The 19,219-nt window shown below is 72.4% G+C and carries 15 protein-coding genes and 1 pseudogene; 9 read left to right on the top strand and 7 right to left on the bottom strand.

Features of this window, described 5'->3' with window-relative positions; genetic code table 11:
* The first annotated feature begins 208 nt into the window (after positions 1–208).
* From AC3IYJ_RS31395 to AC3IYJ_RS31380, 4 genes are read left to right on the top strand one after another with little or no spacing between them, the layout of a single operon-like run.
* A complete protein-coding gene (locus tag AC3IYJ_RS31395) occupies positions 209–1,330 on the top strand; it encodes an aliphatic sulfonate ABC transporter substrate-binding protein (protein ID WP_489397887.1) in 1,122 nt (373 codons plus the stop codon).
* Between the two features lie 35 nt (positions 1,331–1,365).
* A complete protein-coding gene (locus AC3IYJ_RS31390) occupies positions 1,366–2,172 on the top strand; it encodes an ABC transporter ATP-binding protein (RefSeq protein ID WP_489397886.1) in 807 nt (268 codons plus the stop codon).
* Complete coding sequence (locus AC3IYJ_RS31385) at positions 2,159–3,049, top strand: ABC transporter permease (protein WP_489397885.1); 891 nt, start codon at positions 2,159–2,161, stop codon at positions 3,047–3,049. The genes AC3IYJ_RS31390 and AC3IYJ_RS31385 overlap by 14 nt, the downstream gene beginning before the upstream one ends.
* Before the next feature lie 5 nt (positions 3,050–3,054).
* Positions 3,055–3,822 (top strand): sirohydrochlorin chelatase, encoded by a 768-nt coding sequence (locus AC3IYJ_RS31380; protein ID WP_489397884.1) that lies wholly within the window; start codon positions 3,055–3,057, stop codon positions 3,820–3,822.
* A 16-nt stretch (positions 3,823–3,838) separates the two neighbouring features.
* On the opposite strand, the gene AC3IYJ_RS31375 is transcribed toward AC3IYJ_RS31380, so the two are convergent.
* The gene (locus tag AC3IYJ_RS31375; protein WP_489397883.1) at positions 3,839–4,843 is read right to left on the bottom strand and encodes a ketopantoate reductase family protein; all 1,005 of its coding nucleotides are present in this window, start codon (positions 4,841–4,843) and stop codon (positions 3,839–3,841) included.
* A 45-nt stretch (positions 4,844–4,888) separates the two neighbouring features.
* Here AC3IYJ_RS31375 and AC3IYJ_RS31370 point away from each other — a divergent pair, with 45 nt between their 5' ends.
* Complete coding sequence (locus tag AC3IYJ_RS31370) at positions 4,889–5,746, top strand: aldo/keto reductase (protein WP_489397882.1); 858 nt, start codon at positions 4,889–4,891, stop codon at positions 5,744–5,746.
* Here the strand turns inward: AC3IYJ_RS31370 and AC3IYJ_RS31365 are convergent.
* The 3 genes and pseudogenes from AC3IYJ_RS31365 to mgt form a co-directional block, all read right to left on the bottom strand.
* Positions 5,743–6,594: a tetratricopeptide repeat protein gene (locus AC3IYJ_RS31365; protein WP_489397881.1), complete on the bottom strand. Its 852-nt coding sequence runs from the start codon at positions 6,592–6,594 to the stop codon at positions 5,743–5,745. The genes AC3IYJ_RS31370 and AC3IYJ_RS31365 overlap by 4 nt on opposite strands.
* Positions 6,595–6,642: 48 nt before the next feature.
* Positions 6,643–7,197 (bottom strand): DUF1697 domain-containing protein, encoded by a 555-nt coding sequence (locus AC3IYJ_RS31360; RefSeq protein ID WP_489397880.1) that lies wholly within the window; start codon positions 7,195–7,197, stop codon positions 6,643–6,645.
* Positions 7,194–8,551: pseudogene (gene mgt / locus AC3IYJ_RS31355) on the bottom strand (macrolide-inactivating glycosyltransferase). Before mgt ends, AC3IYJ_RS31360 begins: the two are co-directional and overlap by 4 nt.
* Positions 8,552–8,621: 70 nt before the next feature.
* Between mgt and AC3IYJ_RS31350 the strand changes: the two are divergent.
* Together AC3IYJ_RS31350 and AC3IYJ_RS31345 are read left to right on the top strand one after the other, a co-directional pair.
* Positions 8,622–9,485: a phosphotransferase enzyme family protein gene (locus AC3IYJ_RS31350; RefSeq protein WP_489397879.1), complete on the top strand. Its 864-nt coding sequence runs from the start codon at positions 8,622–8,624 to the stop codon at positions 9,483–9,485.
* A 122-nt stretch (positions 9,486–9,607) separates the two neighbouring features.
* Positions 9,608–10,768 carry a serine hydrolase domain-containing protein gene (locus tag AC3IYJ_RS31345; RefSeq protein WP_489397878.1) on the top strand — a complete coding sequence of 387 codons (1,161 nt, stop codon included), beginning with the start codon at positions 9,608–9,610 and terminating at the stop codon, positions 10,766–10,768.
* A 52-nt stretch (positions 10,769–10,820) separates the two neighbouring features.
* Here AC3IYJ_RS31345 and AC3IYJ_RS31340 read toward each other — a convergent pair whose 3' ends face one another.
* Both AC3IYJ_RS31340 and AC3IYJ_RS31335 read right to left on the bottom strand, forming a co-directional pair.
* Positions 10,821–11,546: a 3'-5' exonuclease gene (locus tag AC3IYJ_RS31340; RefSeq protein ID WP_489402981.1), complete on the bottom strand. Its 726-nt coding sequence runs from the start codon at positions 11,544–11,546 to the stop codon at positions 10,821–10,823.
* Positions 11,547–11,646: 100 nt separating this feature from the next.
* On the bottom strand, positions 11,647–12,972 hold the full coding sequence (locus tag AC3IYJ_RS31335; RefSeq protein ID WP_489397877.1) for a DUF5919 domain-containing protein: 1,326 nt from the start codon (positions 12,970–12,972) through the stop codon (positions 11,647–11,649).
* A gap of 314 nt (positions 12,973–13,286) precedes the next feature.
* Between AC3IYJ_RS31335 and glgX the strand changes: the two genes are divergently transcribed.
* Positions 13,287–15,401, top strand: coding sequence for a glycogen debranching protein GlgX (glgX, locus tag AC3IYJ_RS31330; protein ID WP_489397876.1), 2,115 nt, complete (start codon positions 13,287–13,289; stop codon positions 15,399–15,401).
* Here glgX and AC3IYJ_RS31325 read toward each other — a convergent pair.
* Positions 15,386–16,705 (bottom strand): MFS transporter, encoded by a 1,320-nt coding sequence (locus AC3IYJ_RS31325; RefSeq protein WP_489397875.1) that lies wholly within the window; start codon positions 16,703–16,705, stop codon positions 15,386–15,388. The two genes, glgX and AC3IYJ_RS31325, sit on opposite strands and share 16 nt — an antisense overlap.
* An 82-nt stretch (positions 16,706–16,787) precedes the next feature.
* On the opposite strand from AC3IYJ_RS31325, the gene treY reads away from it, so the two are divergent.
* The gene (gene treY, locus AC3IYJ_RS31320) at positions 16,788–19,103 is read left to right on the top strand and encodes a malto-oligosyltrehalose synthase (RefSeq protein ID WP_489397874.1); all 2,316 of its coding nucleotides are present in this window, start codon (positions 16,788–16,790) and stop codon (positions 19,101–19,103) included.
* The last annotated feature ends 116 nt before the right edge of the window (positions 19,104–19,219 follow it).

Here is a 19,219-nt window from a genome sequence, read left to right as displayed (position 1 = left end):
TGATTGCCGACATCTACTCGACCTTCGCGAAGGAGGGCGGCCGCGTCGGCAGCGGCGCCCTCGGCAGCGGCCAGGGAGGGGTGGCGCGATGTGCGCGATGACGTACGCGCACCGCATGCGCGCCCTCACCCTCCACGAGCTGTACCCGCCCTTGCTCCACAGACGAAGACGTGCGTCGTGAAACGACGCTACGAGAGGAAGTCCTCCCGTGCCTGCCATCGGTACCCCTGCTAAGACCCTGCGCCGCGGCCTCGCCGCCGCGGCCGCCCTGCCGCTCCTGATCGGCGCGCTCGCCTCCTGCGGCTACGGCTCCGAGGCCAAGAAGGAAGACGCCGCGAAGCCGAGCGTCGCCAGCGACAAGGCGCTGTCGGCTTCGGAGGTCCGTATCGGTTACTTCCCGAACCTGACCCACGCCACGGCGCTGGTGGGTCTCCAGGAAGGACTGATCCAGAAGGAGCTGGGCGGCACCACGGTCAAGCCGCAGACCTTCAACGCCGGACCCTCCGAGATCGAAGCCCTCAACGGCGGTTCTCTCGACATCGGGTTCATCGGCCCCTCCCCGTCGATCAACGGCTACGTCAAGTCCAAGGGCTCCAACCTGCGGATCATCTCCGGATCCGCCTCCGGCGGCGTCAAGCTCGTCGTCAACCCGGACAAGATCAAGACCCTGGACGACCTCAAGGGCAAGAAGATCGCCACCCCCCAGAAGGGCAACACGCAGGACGTCGCGTTCCTCAACTGGATCGCGGAGAAGGGCTGGAACGTCGATCCGGAGTCCGGCAAGGGCGACGTCTCCGTCGTGCGCACCGACAACAAGGTCACCCCCGACGCGTTCAAGCAGGGCTCCATCGACGGCGCCTGGGTGCCGGAGCCCACCGCCTCCAAGCTCGTCTCCGACGGCGGCTCCGTCCTCCTCGACGAGACCTCCCTGTGGCCCGACAAGAAGTTCGTGATCACGAACATCATCGTGTCGCAGAAGTTCCTCAAGGAACACGCGGACGTCGTCGAGGCCGTGCTCAAGGGCACCGTGAAGACCAACGAGTGGATCAACGCCAACCCCGACAAGGCCAAGGCCTCCGCCAACGCCAAGCTCGCCGCCGACAGCGGCAAGGCCCTCGACGCGAAGGTCATCGACCCCGCCTGGACCTCCATCCTGGTCACCGACGACCCCCTCGCCTCCACCCTGAAGACCGAGTCGGACTGGGCGGTCAAGGCCAAGCTCATCGAGCAGCCCCAACTCGCCGGGATCTACGACCTCACGCTCCTGAACAAGGTCCTCAAGGCCGCAGGCAAGCCCGAAGTCTCCGACGCCGGCCTCGGCACCAAGTAACCCCGCAGCCCCGTAACCGTCTCGAATCCCAGGAGGTGACGACCATGGCCACCACATTCGCCAAGGCTGCCGAAAGCGCCGTCGCGGAGCAGCACCACCACGCCGCCCGCATCGAGCACGTCTCGAAGTCCTTCTCCGGCCCGGCCGGATCGCAGCTCGTCCTGGACGACATCAGCCTCGATGTCGCTCCCGGCGAGTTCGTCACCATCCTGGGCGCCTCCGGCTGCGGAAAGTCCACCCTCCTCAACCTCGTCGCCGGACTCGACAAACCCACCACCGGATCGATCGAGACCCCCGGCGGCCGCCCCGCCCTGATGTTCCAGGAACACGCCCTGTTCCCCTGGCTCACCGCCGGCAAGAACATCGAACTCGCCCTGCGCCTGCGCGGAGTCGCCAAAGCCGACCGCAAGCCCGAAGCCGAACGCCTCCTGGAACTCGTCCGCCTCACCGGCTCCCACGGCAAACGCGTCCACGAACTGTCCGGCGGCATGCGCCAGCGCGTCGCCCTCGCCCGCGCCCTCGCCCAGGACAGCCGACTCCTCCTCATGGACGAGCCGTTCGCGGCACTCGACGCCATCACCCGCGACGTCCTGCACGGCGAACTCACCCGCATCTGGGCCGAGACCGGTCTCTCCGTCCTCTTCGTCACCCACAACGTCCGCGAAGCCGTCCGCCTCGCCCAGCGCGTCGTCCTCCTCTCCTCCCGGCCCGGCCGGATCGCCAAGGAATGGACCGTCGGCATCCCCCAGCCCCGCCGCATCGAAGACGCCGACGTCGCGGAACTGTCCCTCGAGATCACTGAACACCTGCGTGGGGAGATCCGCCGCCATGGCCAGCACTGACACCACCCCGAAGGCGAAGGCCGACGATCTCGCCGGACTCGAAGCGGGCCTCGACGCCCTCGACGCCGTCCAGACCCACCGCACCCCGGTCCGCGAAGTCCTCGTCAAGAAGGTCCTCCCGCCGGTCCTCTCCGTCGGACTCGTCCTGGTGGTCTGGCAGATCCTCGTCACCGCGAAGGTCGTCGAGGAGACCAAACTGCCCGCGCTGTCCGCGGTGTGGGACAGCCTGACCGCGATGTGGCTCAAGGGCACCCTGCTCGAGGTCGTCTGGACCAGCGTCTCGCGCGGTCTGCTCGGCTTCCTCCTGGCCCTGGCCATCGGCACGCCCCTCGGACTGCTCGTCTCCCGCGTCAAGTTCGTCCGCGCCGCGATCGGCCCCATCCTCCAGGGCCTGCAATCCCTGCCCTCGGTCGCCTGGGTCCCCCCGGCCGTCCTCTGGTTCGGCCTCAACGACACCATGATGTACACCGTCATCCTGCTCGGCGCCGTCCCCTCCATCGCCAACGGACTCGTCTCCGGCGTCGACCAGATCCCCCCGCTCCACCTCCGCGCCGGCCGCACCCTCGGCGCCACCGGACTCCGCGGCGCCTGGCACATCGTCCTGCCCGCCGCACTCCCCGGCTACGTCGCCGGCCTCAAACAGGGCTGGGCCTTCTCCTGGCGCTCCCTGATGGCCGCGGAACTCATCGCGTCCTCCCCGGACCTGGGCCTCGGCCTGGGCCTGCTGCTGGAGAACGCCCGCAACAACATCGACCTGCCGGGCGTGTTCCTCGCCATCATCCTGATCCTCGTCGTCGGCATCGCCATCGACCTGCTGATCTTCAGCCCCGTCGAGCGGTGGGTGCTGCGCACCCGCGGCCTCCTCGTCAAGAGCTGATCACCATGCACACGGACTCCGCCCACTCCCCCGCCCTGCTGGTCATAGCCCATGGCAGCCGCGATCCGCGGCACGCCGCGACCGTCCACGCCCTCACCCGGCGGGTACGGGCGCTGCGGCCGGGACTGCGCGTGGAAACGGCCTTCCTGGACTTCGACACCCCGACCGTCGACCAGGTGGTGGCCTCCCTCTACCTGTCGGGCGTACGGGAGATCGTGGCCCTGCCACTGCTCTTGACGCGGGCGTTCCACGCGAAGTCCGACATCCCGGCGGTGCTTTCGGGAGCCGGATCCCACCTGCCGGACCTCTCCATCCGCATCGCGGACGTACTCGGCCCTTCCCCGCTGCTGCTCGCGAACCTGGAGCGCCGCCTGTGGGAAGCCGGCCTCACCCCGGCGGACCGCGCCACCACCGGTGTGGTGCTCGCGTCCGCCGGTTCCTCTGACCCGGAGGCGATCGCAGTGATCGCTGAAATCGCGCGGGAGTGGCGGCACACCGGTTGGTGCGCCGTGCGGCCTGCGTTCGCCTCCGCTGTTCTTCCCCGGACGGAGGACGCCGTACGGGCACTGCGCGCTGAGGGCGTCCGCCGGATCGCCGTGGCCCCGTACGTGATCGCCCCCGGCCGACTCCCGGACCGCATCGCGGCCGGCGCGGAAGCCGCGGGCGCGGACGTCCTGTCCGCTGTCCTGGGCCCTTCTCCGGAACTGGCCCGTCTGCTGCTCACCCGGTACGACGCGGCGACCCCGTCCCGGATCCCGGCCCTGACGGCCTAAGCCGCCTCTCATCGGCTCAGGCGCGCGCCACCGCCTCATCGGCCAGGGCCGTCAGGTCCGCGATGGACATCGCACCCGGCGGAAGACCCTCCCGGGCAAAGATGTTCGCCGCATGCCGCAGCGTGTCATTGACGGGCGTGACCACGCCATGCAGGCGGCCCAGCAACACGATCTCCCCGTTGAGATAGTCGGCCTCCACCGACCCCGTCCCCCGCGCCAGCGACTGCCAGGACGACCCGCCCCGCACCCCCGCCGGCTGCTCCACCTTGCCGTCGCGCGCCTCGGACTGCTCCGCCTCCGAGGCGTACTCGATCCCCGCGGCCTCGTAGACGGCCTTGGCTTCGCGGATGGCCCGCAGCAGCAGCGCGCCCTTGGCCGGTTCCGGCTCCGGCCCCGTCGTCGCCTGGATCGCGTTGCTCAGGTTGCCCAGCAGCTTGGCGTACTTCCACCGCATCACGTCGTCGACGACCGGCGCCTCGAAGCCCGCCTTCTCCAGGTCGGCGGCGATCCGCCGGGCCTTCCCGTCCGCCGGGCCGCCGGCGGCCCGCCCGATGTGCAGGATCCCGGTCAGCGGGGCGCACAGCGCCGATACCGCGCCGGGCTCCAGGAAGGTCGCCGGCAGCCACACGCAGACCCCGTACACGCGCGCGAAGCGCCGTAGGGCGAGGCGTTCGCTCTCCACGCCGTTCTGCGCGCACAGCACCGGCAGCCGCTGCGCCGCGGTGCCGCCGCCCTCGACCTCGGCGTCGCCCCACGCGTCGAGCGCGGCGAGCGCGTCCTGGGTCTTGACGGTCAGCAACAGGACGTCGTCCGGCCGCAGTTCACCGAGGTCTCCCGGTCCGCCGACCACGGGCAGCCGGTGGACGCGTTCCCCGTCCGCCGTCGTGAGCCGCAGCCCGTCCGCCCGGAGGGCCTCCGCGTGGGCGCCCCGCGCGACGAGGACGACCTCATTGCCGGAGTCCGCGAGCCGTCCGCCGATGGTCGCGCCGATCGCCCCGGCGCCGATGATGATGTAACGCATGCCCACGAGCCTGGCACATCCACGGCCCTGGGCTACCGTCGGGCCATGTCTGTTGACGTGGATGAGACGTTCACCCTTGGCGGGGACCTGCCCCTGCGCCGCCTCGGGCTCGGCACCGGAGGACTGGTCGGCGCAGGCTACTGGGGCCCGCGCGGCACCCGCGCCGAAGCCCGTACGGTGCTGCGCGCGGCCGTGGAGCGCGGGGTCACCCTGATCGACACCGCCGACAACTACGGCCCCGGCCTCGCCGAGGAGCTGGTCGCCGAGGCCCTCCACCCGTACCCGGAGGGGCTGGTGGTCTCCACCAAGGGCGGGGTGGTGCGCACGGGGCCCGACCAGTGGCACGCGGCGGGCCGCCCGCAGGACCTCCGGGCGATGTGCGAGTCGAGCCTGCGCAGGCTGCGCCTGGACCGGATCGACCTCTACCAGTTGCACCGCTTCGACCCGGCCGTCCCGATGGCGGAGCAGCTGGGCACGCTGGCCGAGCTCCGGGCGGAGGGCAAGATCCGCCACATCGGGCTGAACACGGTGACGGCGCGGGAGCTGCGCGAAGCCCTCTCGCTGGTCCCCGTGGCCAGTGTCCAGAACCCGTACAACCTGCTCGACCGCGGATCGGCGGAGGTCCTCGCCCTCTGCGAGGAGCGCGGCATCGCCTTCCTCCCCTACTACCCGCTGGGCAGCGGCACCCTGACCCGCGAGAGCGCGGCCGCGCTGACGGCGGTGGCCGCCGAACATGGCGCGTCCACCGGCCAGATCGCCCTGGCCTGGCTGCTCCACCACTCGCCGGTCCTCTGCCCTTCCCCGGGCACCGGCTCCCCGGACCACCTGGCGCAGAACCTGGACGCGGCAACGATCCACCTGACCCAGCGCGAGGTCACCCTGCTGGACGCGCTGGCGGGCTAGGGGGTGTCGCCGAGGGTGCCGATCAGGACCTCCGACGCCCCCGGATCGCCGGCGAGTCTCCCGGCCTCGCGGATCTGCTCATGCGTCATGGCCGCACGCCGGGCCAACTGGACGGCCTCGTGAACCCCGTCCCCGTTTCCGTGGGCGAGCATGACGAAGAACCAGCGAACCGCCTGCACCGGGTCCGATGGGCCGCCGTAGCCGTCGCGGTACCAGCAGGCGGCGGTGACGACCGCGCCGCGTTGCCCTCGCTCGGCCGCCCAGACGTACCAGCGCAGGGCCTCCTCGTCCCGGTCGAGGGCAGACAGCCGGTCCCCGAGAGCAGTCCCCGCCATCAGCAGACCGCCCTCGGCGGCGCGCCGGAGCAAGAGCATCGACGCGGCGGCGTCCTCGGTCCGTTTGGCGAGGTTGAAGGCGCCAAAGGCGTCGCCGCCTTCACTGGCCGCAGCGAACAACTCGACCGCCCGGACGGGGTCCGCCTCCACCCCTACGCCTTCGGCGAGCAGGTAGGCGTACGTCCGCTGCCCCGCCGGGTCACCCGCTTCGGCCGCCGCCCTGGCATACGCGACGGCCATCGGCAACGCCGACTCGTGGAAGTACTCCAGGAAGATCCCCGCGAGCAACGCGGCTGCCGGAGCGGATCCGCCGTCGGCGAGCTGCCTGATCGGCCCGGCCACCTGGCTCGCCGGCCTTGCACCTTCGGCGCTGCCGAGCATCGCGGCGGCTACGCCGGCGTGACCTGCGGCGATCCAGTCCTCCGCCTCCGCGGCCGCGCGGGCCCGCTCCATCAGTTCCGCCTCGGCGGGCGGTATCGGTACGCCGTCCGGCGGGCTGAGGGAGTCGTTCACGCACGGCACTCTAGAGCGCGGCGGGAGCGCTCCGCTGTCGGGCCGGGATCAGTCCCCCGTCAGTTCGACGAGCTTGGCGACCGTGTTCCAGTTGCGGGTGGTGACGTCGAGGCCCTTGACGACGGCCGGCTTCGCGAGGGCCTCGGCCAGTTTGGAGCGGCCGAGGCCGTTCGGGGCGTAGAGGTAGATCACGCGGTCGCCGATGCGGTACTCCTCCGGGAGGTACGCGGGTCCGTCGATCGAGGCGAAGCGGGACTCGGCGGGCTGCTCCGAGCAGAAGGTGGCGTGGAGCTGCTTGCCTTCGAGTTCGGCGGCCGGGAAGGGGCAGGCTTCGGCGACGGTGCGCAGGTAGGTCCCGTCGACCACGAGGCAGGGGACCCGGAAGCCGAAGTGGGCTTCGATGGCGGTCTCCAGCTCGCGGGCGAGGGTCTGCGTGGTCTTCTTCGCCGAGGTGGCGAAGACGGCGTTGCCGCTCTGCAGGTACGTCTGCGCGTCCGTGTGGCCGAGGCCCGCCAGGACCGTGCGCAGTTCGGCCATCGGGACCTTCTTGTTCCCGCCGACGTTGATGCCGCGCAGCAGCGCCGCGTACTTCCGATTGGTCATGCCCGAACGATAGGGCGGGCCTGTGACATTCCGGCCCCTTCGGCCGGTTCCCTCTGCACCGTCGGTCCCGTCAGCTCCGCCTCGAGCAGGTCGGCCGCCTGCCGCGTGCCGCCCTCGGTTGCCATCTGTGCGCGGATCGCCTCCGCCCGCTGCGCCACCGCGGGGTCGGCGAGCAGGCCGAGTACGGCCTCCCGCAGGGTCTCGGCGGTGGCTTCGGCCATCGGGACGTGCCGGGCCACGCCGAGGGCGGCCAGCATGTCGGCGTTGCCGAACTGGTCGACGGCCTGCGGGACGGCGACCATCGGGGTGCCGGTGGCCAGTCCCTCCTGGCTGCCGCCCGCGCCCGCGTGGGTGATGAAGGCGTCGGCCCGGTGCAGGATGTCGAGTTGGGGAACCCAGCGGTGGACTTCGGCGTTGGCGGGGATCTCGCCGAGCTCGGTCTCCTCGGTGAACTTGCCGATCTGGAGCACCACGTACCAGTCGGGCAGGTCCCGGAAGGCCTCCAGGCAGGCGCGGTAGAAGGCGGGCTGCCGGGTGAAGGTGGAGCCGAGGGAGACCAGGAGGATCTTCTTCCCTTCGGCCCGCGCCGGGCGTCGCCACGTCCCCTGGGTGGCGCTGCGGTCGCCCTGGCAGGCGCCGACGAAGGTGTACACGGCTTCGTCGACCCGGTCCGCGTGCGGCTGGAGGGCGCGCGGGATGAGTACGAGGCTGCGGCGGGGGCGGCCGACGAACCGGTCGCTGTCCTCGTCGATGCCGTTCTCGTCGAGCCAGGACCGGAAGCGGGCGTAGTACGCCTTCCCGCGCTCGGAGGCGCGCAGCTCGGCGAACATCGGCTCGGCGACCTCCTCCTCGTAGCCGGTCCAGGCGACCAGGTTCGGGGAGAGGGAGACGGCCGGGACCCCCCAGCGGTGGGCGAGGACGATCGCCGGGTAGGCGGTGATGTCGTGGAGGACGAGGTCCGGCTGGTCGCCCTCGAAGGCGGCCGCCAGCTGCGGGAGGGCCTGGACGGCGTCGGTGAGGAAGGGCTCGATGTTGTCGATGAGTTCGGTGCCCCAGGCCTCGGGGGCGTCCTCGGTGGGGAGGGTGGAGTTCCAGATCACCGGGGTGGCCCCGGTTTCGGCGACCCTGTCCGCGTAGGCGGCGGGGATGGCGTAGCTGACGCGGTGGCCGCGGGCGACGAGTTCCCGGATCACTTCGATGCTCGGATTGACGTGCCCGGCGGCGGCGATGGAGAACATGGCGATGTGCGCGGGCCGGCCCGGCAGGCCGTGGGCTGAGGTCATGCCCCCACCATAACGAGACGAGACGTCTCGTTCAAATGGAAGGAGTGAGCCGGGTGCGAAACTTGGCGCATCACGATCACCCCGGGACTCCACCGAGCCCCCGGGACACCCGGAGCACCGGGACGGACGGCGGAGAACGGTATGGACGAGGCACGGGCCAGGGACGCACTGACGGCGGCGGGCCTCGCCGCGCGGGCCGGATCGCCCGAGCTGCTGGCCCTCGGCGAGAACGCCGTCTTCGCGCTCGGCGACGGCCTCGTCGCCAAGGTCGGCCGGGAGGCGGCGCTGCTGCCCCGCGCCGAACTGGAGCTCGCGGTGGCGGGCTGGCTCGCGCAGTGCGGTGTCCCGGCGGTCCGCGCGGCCGAGCCGAAGCCCCGGCTGGTCGACGGCCACCCGGTGACGGTGTGGCACCGGCTCCCCGACGCGGTCCGCCCGGCCGGCCCCGAGGACCTCGCGGTGCTGCTGCGGCAGATCCACTCCCTGCCCGCACCCCCTTTCGTACTGCCCCCGCGGGATCTGCTGGGCGGGGTCGAACGCTGGCTCCGGCTCGCGGGCGACGCCATCGACCCGGCGGACGCGGACTACCTGCGGGCCCGCCGCGACGGGTACGCCTCCGAGGTCGCCGCCCTCACCCCCCACCTGGCGCCGGGCCCGATCCACGGCGACGCGCTGCCCCGCAACGTCCACGTCGGCGCGGACGGTCCGTTCCTCGTCGACCTGGAGACCGTCTCCTCGGACCTGCGCGAACACGACCTGGTGGTGATGGCCCTGTCCCGCGACCGCTACGGCCTCCCCGCCGAGTCCTACGAGGCGTTCGCGGCCGCCTACGGATGGGACGTACGCGACTGGGAGGGCTGCGCGGTCCTGCGCGGCGCCCGCGAAACAGCCAGCTGCGCCTGGGTCTCCCAGCACGCCCCGGCCAACCCGAAGGCCCTGGCCGAGTTCCGCCGCCGGGTCGACTCCCTGCGCGAGGGCGACACCGAAACCCGCTGGCACCCGTTCTAGCGGTGCCGTATCAATTTCCCCCTATGGACCTACCCGTCACCATCCATCGGGCCCGGTGGGACCTGGAGGAGCCGGCCCGGAACACCCGCTGATGTCCCGAGGATCCACGGAGGAGTTGGCTCGTGCGTGAGCAGGCATGGCAGAGGTCGCGCGGGGCCGGGCCGACCGCGTTCGTGGTGGCCCTGGCCGTGGCCGCCGGCGTCCTGACAGCCGGCCTCCTGGCCCCGCCCGCCGCGTCCGCGGCCTCTGCCGCCGGGCCGGACGGCGTGCAGCGGGGCCTGAACGCGCTGGTGCGCTCCGACGGCATGCCCGCCGCGCTGGCGAGCGTCGAGGACCGTGAGGGCCGTACCCGTACCTACACCGCCGGGGTGGGCGACCTGGCCACCGGCTCGAAGGTGCCGGTGGACGGACAGGTACGGATCGGCAGCAACACCAAGGTGTTCACGGCGGTGGTCGCCCTGCAGCTGGTCGGCGAGGGAAGGATCGGCCTCGACGACTCCGTCGACACCTACCTCCCCGGGCTCGTCCGCGGGGAGGGCATCGACGGACGCGGGATCACCGTCCGCATGCTCCTCCAGCACACCAGCGGACTTCCCGACTACGGGGACCTCGTCGGCGACGACATGATCCGGCGCCGGTACTTCGACCCCCGCGAACTCCTGGACCTCGCGCTCCATCGCGAAGCCGGCTTGGCCCCGGGGGCGCGGTGGCGGTACAGCAACACGAACTACGTGGTGGCCGGCCTGATCATCCAGAAGGTCACGGGCCGGCCCCTCGCCGAGGAGATGGGCGACCGCGTCATCCGGCGCATCGGGCTGCGCCACACCTACTTCCCCGCCCCCGGGGACACCACCGTCCGGGAACCGCACGCCGCGGGCTACCAGCGGGATCCGGCGGGCGCGCCGGTGCGGGAGGTCACGGAGATCGACCCCTCGGCGGGCTGGGCGGCGGGACAGATGATCTCCACCGGCTCCGACCTCAACCGGTTCTACGGCGCTCTCCTGGCCGGCCGGCTCCTCCCGGCGGCCCAGCTCGCCCAGATGCGGACCACCGTCCCCATCGGGGACACCGGGGCCGGCTACGGACTGGGGATCGTGAGCAGACCGCTGTCGTGCGGCGGCGTCTACTGGGGCCACGGCGGCGACATACCGGGATACGAGACCCGGGGCGGAGCCACCGAGGACGGCCGCGCCGCCAACGTCACCGTGACCGGGATCCCGGCCGACCCGGCGGTCACGGCCCGCCTGGAGGATGTCGTGGACACGGCCCTGTGCCGGAGCTGAACCGCACCCCCGGGCTGGACCGGTCCGGTGACGCTCCGGCTCCGGCTCCGGCTCAGGCCCCCGCAGCCACCAGCGACCGCAACGGCCACGCCGGGTCGATCACCGCGTCCGGACTGCCCTGCTTGCGCAGGTACGCCTGGAAGTCCCGGGCCCAGCGCTCGTGCCAGTCGCCCTGGCGGGCGTGCAGGGCGGCGGGGGCGAGGGCGGCCACCTCGGGGTGACGGGAGGCTATCGCCCGGGCCACGCCCACCGCGGCCAGCGCATCCGCCCCGGCGTCGTGCGCGGAGTCGAGGGTGACCCCGTAGACCCCGCAGACCGCTTCCAGCGTGCGCTTGCCGCGCCGGTAGCGGTCGACGGCCCGGTCTATGGTCAGCGGATCCACCACGGGCCCGGTCTCCGCGCCGCCCAGCCGGTCGGCGAGCGAGGGCAGTCCGTGCCGGGCGAGCTCAGCCGAGAGCAGGGTCAGGTCGAAGGCGGCGTTGTAGGCGACGACGATCGCTCCGGCCCGCCAGTGCCCGACCAGCGCCGCCGCGATCTCGTCCGCGACCTCGCGCACCGGCCGCCCCTCCGCGACCGCCCGCTCGGTGCTGATGCCGTGGATCGCGGAGGCCTGCTCCGGGATCGGTATCCCGGGATCGGCGAGCCACGTGCGCCGGCCGCGCACCTCGCCGCCGCGCACCTCGACCAGCGCGGCCGTCACGATCCGCGACTCCCCCGGCTCCGTACCGGTCGTCTCCAGGTCGAACCCGATCAGCACTCCGCCGTGCCAGTCCCCCATGCCGTGCAAGTCCACCCCGTGCCTCCCCCACCCGTCCCCGTACTTCGGTCAACGACTTTCAGCCTGCCACGGGCCACTGACAGTCAGGACACCGGGCCGGTCAGGACACCGGGCGGGAGTCCTGCCAGATCGACTCGAATTCCTCACGGTACGTCGGGAACAGTCCTTGCTCCGCATCACGACCGTCGCGACCGTCGCGGCCGTCGCGCCCGGCCTCGCGAGAGGCGCCGCGGCCGCCGCCGCGCAGGACCAGGACCGGGGCCTCCATGCCCCGTGCGCGCCGCAGGTACGACTGGACCACCGCGATGCCCGAGGACTCGCCCTCCACCAAGTAGGCCGTGAAGCGCGGGGTCTCGTCGAACACGTGGATCTCGAAGCCCGAGGCGTCCCTCAGCCCCGCCCGGACCCTCCGCACGTGCAGGATGTTCATCTCCACCGAGCGGCTCAGCTCGCCCTTGCGCAGCCCGAGCTCGCGCTCGCGCCGTTTGACCGCGCTGCTCGCCGGGTTCAGGAACAGCAGCCGCACCCGGCAGCCGGCCTCGGCGAGGCGTACGAGTCTTCGGCCCGAGAAGTTCTGGACCAGCAGGTTGAGGCCTATGCCGATCGCGTCGAGCCTGCGCGCGCCGCCGAACAGGTCCTCCGCGGGGAGCTGGCGCTGCAGCCGCACCCGGTCCGGGTGGACGGAGATGACGTCCGCGTACCGGTCCCCGACCAGGTCCTCGACGGCGTCGATCGGCAGCCGGTCCGCCGACGGCGAGCCCGCACCGCCGCCCAGTACCTCCAGCAGCCGCGCGGAGGCCCGCTCGGCCTGCTCCAGGACCGCCCGCGACAGGGCGCGGTTGCGGGAGACGACGTTGCGCGTGACCTCCAGCTCGTCCAACGCCTGTTCGATGTCGCGCCGGTCGTCGAAGTACGGCTCGAAGCAGGGCCAGTGCTGGACCATCAGCTCGCGCAGTTGCGGCAGGGTCAGGAAGCTGAGCACGTTGTCGTCGGCGGAGTCCAGCAGGTAGCCCTTGCGCCGGCTGACCTCCCGCACCGCGACCGCGCGCTGTACCCATTCCTGCCCGGCGGGCCCGGCGGCCGCGACCACCCAGTCGTCGCCGCCCCCGCCGTGGACGGGCTCGTAGACCGGTCGGAGCACCGCCCCGACCACCGCCCGCAGCCGCTGTTCGACCAGATTCAGCCAGATGTACGCACGGCCCGCGCGCTGGGCCCTGGTGCGGACCTCGCTCCAGGCGTCCGCGCCCCAGTCCAGCTCGGCCCCGGTCCCGGCTCCGGCCGGCTCCCGCCCGGTCCTCCCGGACTCCGGCGGGGCCAGTGACACCGCTCCGGCGGGCAGCCCTCCCGACGCTGTGCCTGCGGCGTCCGCCGGGCCTCCCTCGTGACCGCTGTCACCAGGGGGCAGCTCCAGACCTCCCGAGCTCACCCGTGCACCGCCTCCTGCGTCTGGACGCCCGTCTCCAGTGATCACGGAAGGGTACTCCGCCCGCAGGGCCCCCTGCAGCCCTATGCGGGCCGTCGGCCCGTACGGCGACTGTCCGTTGACCCATTATCCGATGTCCGCGTCATCCGATGTACCCACGGTCCGCCGACCCTCTTATCAGCTCTCCGGGTCACCCGGTAGGACCCTCCCAAGTCCCCGCGTGAGGGCCCTCTTTCGGGGAAGATCTGGCAGTGACGTGGTCCTCGCCGCAGAAGGCCAGCACGGTAGCCCGACACGTAACGGAAGAGTCGTCATCTATGCAGGTCTGGCCGGGACACGCTTATCCGCTGGGCGCCACCTACGACGGCGCCGGCACCAACTTCGCGGTCTATTCGGAGGCCGCCCGACGCATCGAGCTGTGCCTGCTGCACGACGACGGTTCGGAGACCGCGGTCGAACTGCGCGAGACCGACGCCTTCGTCCGGCACGCTTATCTGCCCGGGGTGATGCCCGGCCAGCGCTACGGATTCCGCGTGCACGGCCCGTACGAGCCCGAGCGCGGCCGCCGCTGCAACGCGGCGAAACTGCTGCTGGACCCCTACGCGCGGGCCATCGCCGGGCGCGTGGACTGGGGCGAGGAGGTGTACGGCTACCACTTCGGCCGCCCCGACTCCCGCAACGACCTGGACTCGGCCCCCAAGAGCATGAGCTCGGTCGTGGTCAACCCGTACTTCGACTGGGCCAACGACCGCCCGCCGCGCCACGAGTACCACCACACCGTGCTGTACGAGGCCCACGTGAAGGGCCTGACCATGCGTCACCCGGACCTCCCCGAGGAGCTGCGCGGCACGTACGGGGCGCTGGCCCACCCGGCGGTGATCGGGCACCTCACCAAGCTGGGCGTCACCGCGCTGGAGCTGATGCCGGTCCACCAGTTCGTCAACGACCACCGTCTCGTGGACGACGGGCTCAGCAACTACTGGGGCTACAACACCATCGGCTTCTTCGCCCCGCACAACGCCTACGCCTCGGGCGATCGCGGCCAGCAGGTGCTGGAGTTCAAGTCGGCCGTCAGGGCCCTGCACGAGGCGGGGATCGAGGTGATCCTCGACGTGGTCTACAACCACACCGCCGAGGGCAACCACCTGGGCCCGACCCTGTCCTTCCGCGGGCTCGACAACGCCTCGTACTACCGGCTCGCGGACGATCCCCGGCACTACATGGACACCACGGGGACCGGGAACTCGCTGCTGATGCGCTCCCCGCACGTGCTCCAGCTGATCATGGACTCGTTGCGGTACTGGGTCACCGAGATGCACGTGGACGGCTTCCGCTTCGACCTGGCGGCCACCTTGGCCCGGCAGTTCCACGAGGTGGACCGGCTGTCCTCGTTCTTCGACCTGGTGCAGCAGGATCCGGTGGTCAGCCAGGTCAAGCTGATCGCGGAGCCCTGGGACCTGGGCGAGGGCGGCTACCAGGTGGGCAACTTCCCGCCGCTGTGGACCGAGTGGAACGGGAAGTACCGGGACACGGTACGGGACCTCTGGCGCGGGCAGCCGCGCACGCTGGCCGAGTTCGCGGGGCGGCTGACGGGCTCCTCCGACCTCTACCAGGACGACGGGCGGCGCCCGCTGGCGTCGATCAACTTCACCACCTGCCACGACGGTTTCACCCTCAACGACCTGGTCTCCTACAACGAGAAGCACAACGAGGCCAACCGCGAGGGCAACCGGGACGGCGAGACCCACAACCGGTCCTGGAACTGCGGGGTGGAGGGTCCGAGCGAGGACCCGGAGACGGTGGAGCTGCGCGAGCGGCAGATGCGCAACTTCACGGCCACGCTGATGCTTTCGCAGGGCGTGCCGATGATCAGTCACGGCGACGAGTTCGCCCGCACCCAGGGCGGCAACAACAACGCCTACTGCCAGGACAACGAGCTGTCCTGGGTGGAGTGGCCGGAGCCCGGCAAACCGGCTCCCGCGCTGCTGGAGTTCACCCGGCGGATGGTGTGGCTGCGGCGCGAGCACCCGGTGTTCCGGCGGCGCCGGTTCTTCCACGGCCGGCCGGTGGAGGGGACCCACGACGACCTCTCGGACATCGCCTGGTTCACCCCGCACGGCGAGGAGATGCGGGCCCGCGACTGGCAGGCGCAGCACGCGCGGGCGCTGGCGGTGTTCCTGAACGGGGAGGCTATCTCGGAGCCGGGGTCCCGCGGGGAGCGGATCACCGACGATTCGTTCCTGCTGATGTTCAACGCGGGTGCGGAACCACAGGACTTCACGGTCCCGGCCGGGCACGGCGCGCAGTGGCGCCTGGTCGTGGACACGGCGCGGGCGGATGTACTGCCACCCGGCACCGGACCGCAGTATGCGGCCGGTGACCGGGTGACGCTGACAGGGCGGTGTCTGGTGGTGCTTCAGCGCCCGGCGTAGGCGGCGCCTTCGAGGACGGGTCCGGGCTCCTCGGATCCGGCCCCCACCTCCGCCGGCTCCGCGAGGACGGCCGGGGCCTGGGCCGCGGGTGCGTGCGTACGGGCGGAGGGCACCTTGGTGACGAGGGCCAGGGTCAGGCACAGGGCGGCGGCCCCGACGGCCACCGCGAAGGCGGCCCAGGGCCCGTACCACTCGGCGAGCCGCCCGGAGACGGCCAGCGAGGCGGCCTGTCCGGCGACGAGCGAGCTGGCGGCGAAGGCCATCGACTCGGCGAGCCGGGAGGGTTCGACCGCCCGCTCCGTGAGGGCGAAGGCGGTGATCAGGTGCGGGGCGTAGGCGGCCCCGAGCACGGTGACGACCACGTACAGCGGCCACAGGGTGTCGGTGAGGAGCAGCGGTACGGAGAGCACGAGCGCGGCGGCGGTGGCCACCCGCCAGCGCAGCCGCAGCCCGAAGCGGGCGGGCAGCGCGCCGAGCGAGATCCCGACGGCGGCGCTGACCACGCCCATGCAGGCGTACACGATGCCGGCCTGTCCGGGGACGCCCAACTGTGCGGTGAGGGCGGCGATTCCGGCCTGGCAGCCACCGAACATGGCGCCCTGGAGCGCGAGCGAGCCGCGCACCGAGTAGACGACGCCCGGCGGCCGGACCTTGATCCGGTCCCGCGTCGTACGGAGCCTCGCGGGCACACCGGCCGTGACGGCGGCGGTCGGGTGCAGTGCGAAGGCGGTGCCGAAGACGGCGACGAGAACGGCCGCGCCGCAGAGGGCGACGGCCGGGTGGGCGACGAGGGTGGCGAGGCCGACGAGGGCGGGTCCGAAGACGAAGGAGATCTCGTCCAGGGTGCCTTCGAGCGAGTGGACGGCGCCCACGACGCTCTCGTCGGCCTTGGCCCGGTGGGCCAGGGCAACGGAGCGGGTCCGGGCCAGCGGACCGATCAGGGGTATCGAGGCGCCGGTGACGGCGCCGATCGCGGCGAGCGGGACGGTGGCGAGGCCGGTCAGTGCCCCGGCCACGAGGGCGGCGGTCGCGCAGGCGTTGACGGTGGCGGCCGCGAGCACCACCGGGCGCTGTCCGTGGCGGTCCGCGAGCCGCCCGAGGACCGGCCCGAAGACCACCTGCCCGGCGGAGAGGGTACCGCCGACTATGCCGGCGGTGGCGAGGGAGCCGCTGGTCTCGGCGACGAGCAGAACGCTGCCGAATTGCGACATGGCGACGGGCAGTCGGGCGAGGAAGGAAATGAGCGGAAGGAGGGGCCCGGTCAGGGCGATGACTTGACGATAGGTGTTGACGGTTCCAAACACTTGAGCAACGTTAACCCGGCGCAGTCACCCGGATGCATTGGGTAATGGCACGGAATCCCGCATCCTGGGTACGTACGTTCTCATGAGCCTGCCCGCGCGCACCGGTCTTGCATCCGACCCATCGGAATCTGATGTTCCGCCAGCCGTCACCCCGGCGTCGACCTACCGACTCCAGCTCCGCCCCGAGTTCACCTTCAAGGACGCGCGGGCAGCGGTGCCCTACCTCGCCTCCCTCGGCGTGTCGCACCTGCACCTCTCCCCCGTGCTCGAAGCGGTCCCGGGCTCGTCCCACGGGTACGACGTCACCGACCACACCCGGGTCCGGGTGGAGCTGGGCGGGGAGGACGGGCTGCGGGAGCTGTCGGCCACCGCCCGGGCGCACGGGCTCGGGCTGGTGCTCGACATCGTGCCGAACCACATGGCGCTGCCGGCCCCGCTGCGGCTGAACCGGCCCCTGTGGGAAGTGGCGCGGGAGGGTCCGAGCTCCCCGTACGCGCGCTGGTTCGACATCGACTGGGAGGCGGGCGGCGGCAAGCTCATGCTGCCGGTGCTCGCGGCGCCCCTGGACCCGAAGGACGCCGAGGTGGACGGGCGGGACGACGGCGCGCCCGGCGACCGGGGCGCCGTACTGCGGATCGGGGAGCTGGAATTCCCGCTCCGGGAAGGCACGGCCGGACTGGATCCGGCGGCGCTGCTCGCCGCCCAGTGGTACCGGCCCGCCCACTGGCGGGAGGCCCGGACCGGGCTCAACTACCGCCGCTTCTTCACCATTTCCGAGCTGATCGGGGTCCGGGTGGAAGATCCCGAGGTCTTCGCGGTCACCCACGCCAAGGTGCTGGAGCTGGTCCGGGACGGGGTGGCCGAGGGGCTGCGGATCGACCACGTGGACGGCCTCGCGGACCCGGAGGGGTACCTGCGGCGGCTGCGGGCCGCCGTCGGCGCGCGCTGCTGGGTGGTGGTCGAGAAGATCCTGGCCCGTCACGAGCGACTGCCGAGCGCCTGGCCGGTTGCCGGGACCACCGGGTACGACGCGCTCCACCGGGTGGACGGGGTGTTCACCGACCCGGCCGGTGCCGCACGACTCGCCGCCGATTTCCGGGAGTCGACGGGGCAGCCGGAGTGGTCGCGCACCGCCGGGTCGAGCGCGCGGGAGGTCCTGACCGGCGACCTGGCCGCCGAGCTCGCGGCCCTGGAGCGGCTGGCCGGCCCCGGACTGGCTCCGGCCGTCCGCGAACTGCTGATCGCCTACCCCGTCTACCGTCCCTACCCGGGCGATCCGGAGCTCGCGCCCGCCGCCCTGTCCCAGGCCGCCGCGCGGGCCGGCGCGGACGCAGTGGCGGGCGTACGGGACCTCGTGCTGCGGGATCCGGCCTTCGCGGCCCGCTTCGCCCAGACCTCGGCTGCCCTGCGCGCCAAGTCCCTGGAGGACAGGGCCTTCTACCGGTACGCCCCGCTGCTGTCCGCCACCGAGGTCGGCGGGGATCCCGGGAACCCGGCGGTCACCGTGGCGGAGTTCCACGCGTACTGCGCCGAACTGGCCCGGCAGTGGCCCGGCTCCGGGACGGTGCTGACCACGCACGACACCAAGCGCAGCGCGGACGTCCGGGCCCGGATCTCGGCGCTGTCCCAGGACCCGGCCCTCGCGGCCGGCCCCCTCGGCCCGGATCCCCAACTCGCCTGGGTGGCCCGGCAGACGGCCCTGGGCCTCGGGGACGCCGGCCCGGAGCGCGCCGAACGGCTGGAGCAGGCCCTGCTGAAGGCCGTCCGCGAAGCCGCCCTGCACACGAGCTGGACCGAGCAGGACGCGGCGTACGAGGCCACGGTGTCCGGCCACGTCCCGGCGACCGCCCTGGAGCTGCCCGGGCCGCTGGCCGCGGCGGCCCGCGCGAACCTCCTCGGCATGGCGCTGCTGCACCTGGCCATGCCCGGGGTGCCGGAGGTCTACCAGGGCGCCGAGACGGAGTACCGGGCCCTGGTGGATCCGGACAACCGCCGCCCCGCCGTGTTCCCCCGGGAGGCCCTGGCCCGCCTGGACGCGGGGGCCGTCCCCCTGGGCCCGGCCGAGGAGAAGCTCGCCCTGACGGCCGCCCTGCTGCGGCTGCGCCGCAGCCGCCCCGGCCTGTTCGCGGGCTACGACCCGCTCCCCGTCCGCGGCCCGGCGGCGGAACACTGCCTGGCCTTCGCCCGATCCCCGGGCCTGGTGGCGGTGGCCACCCGGCTGTCGCACGGGCTCGCGGGGGCGGGTGGCTGGGGGGACACGGCCCTCGTGCTGCCACCGGGGAGGTGGCGGGAGCTGCCGGTCCTCGCGGCCGCACGCGAAGCCCCGTACGAGGGCGCGACCCGGCTGTCCGGGCTGCTCGACCGGGCGCCCGTGGCCCTGCTGGTCCGGGAGAGCTAGGGCCTGTCGTCAAAGTGCCGTCTGCCTCGCGGGCGACGACGCCACTTTGACGACAGGCCCTAGGCCGACAAGATCCGAAAGAGACGGCCCAGTGGCACATCGGACAACGCTTCGCG

This window comes from Streptomyces sp. GL_140 (assembly GCF_057834465.1).
This window is presented reverse-complemented; position numbering and strand designations above follow the sequence as displayed.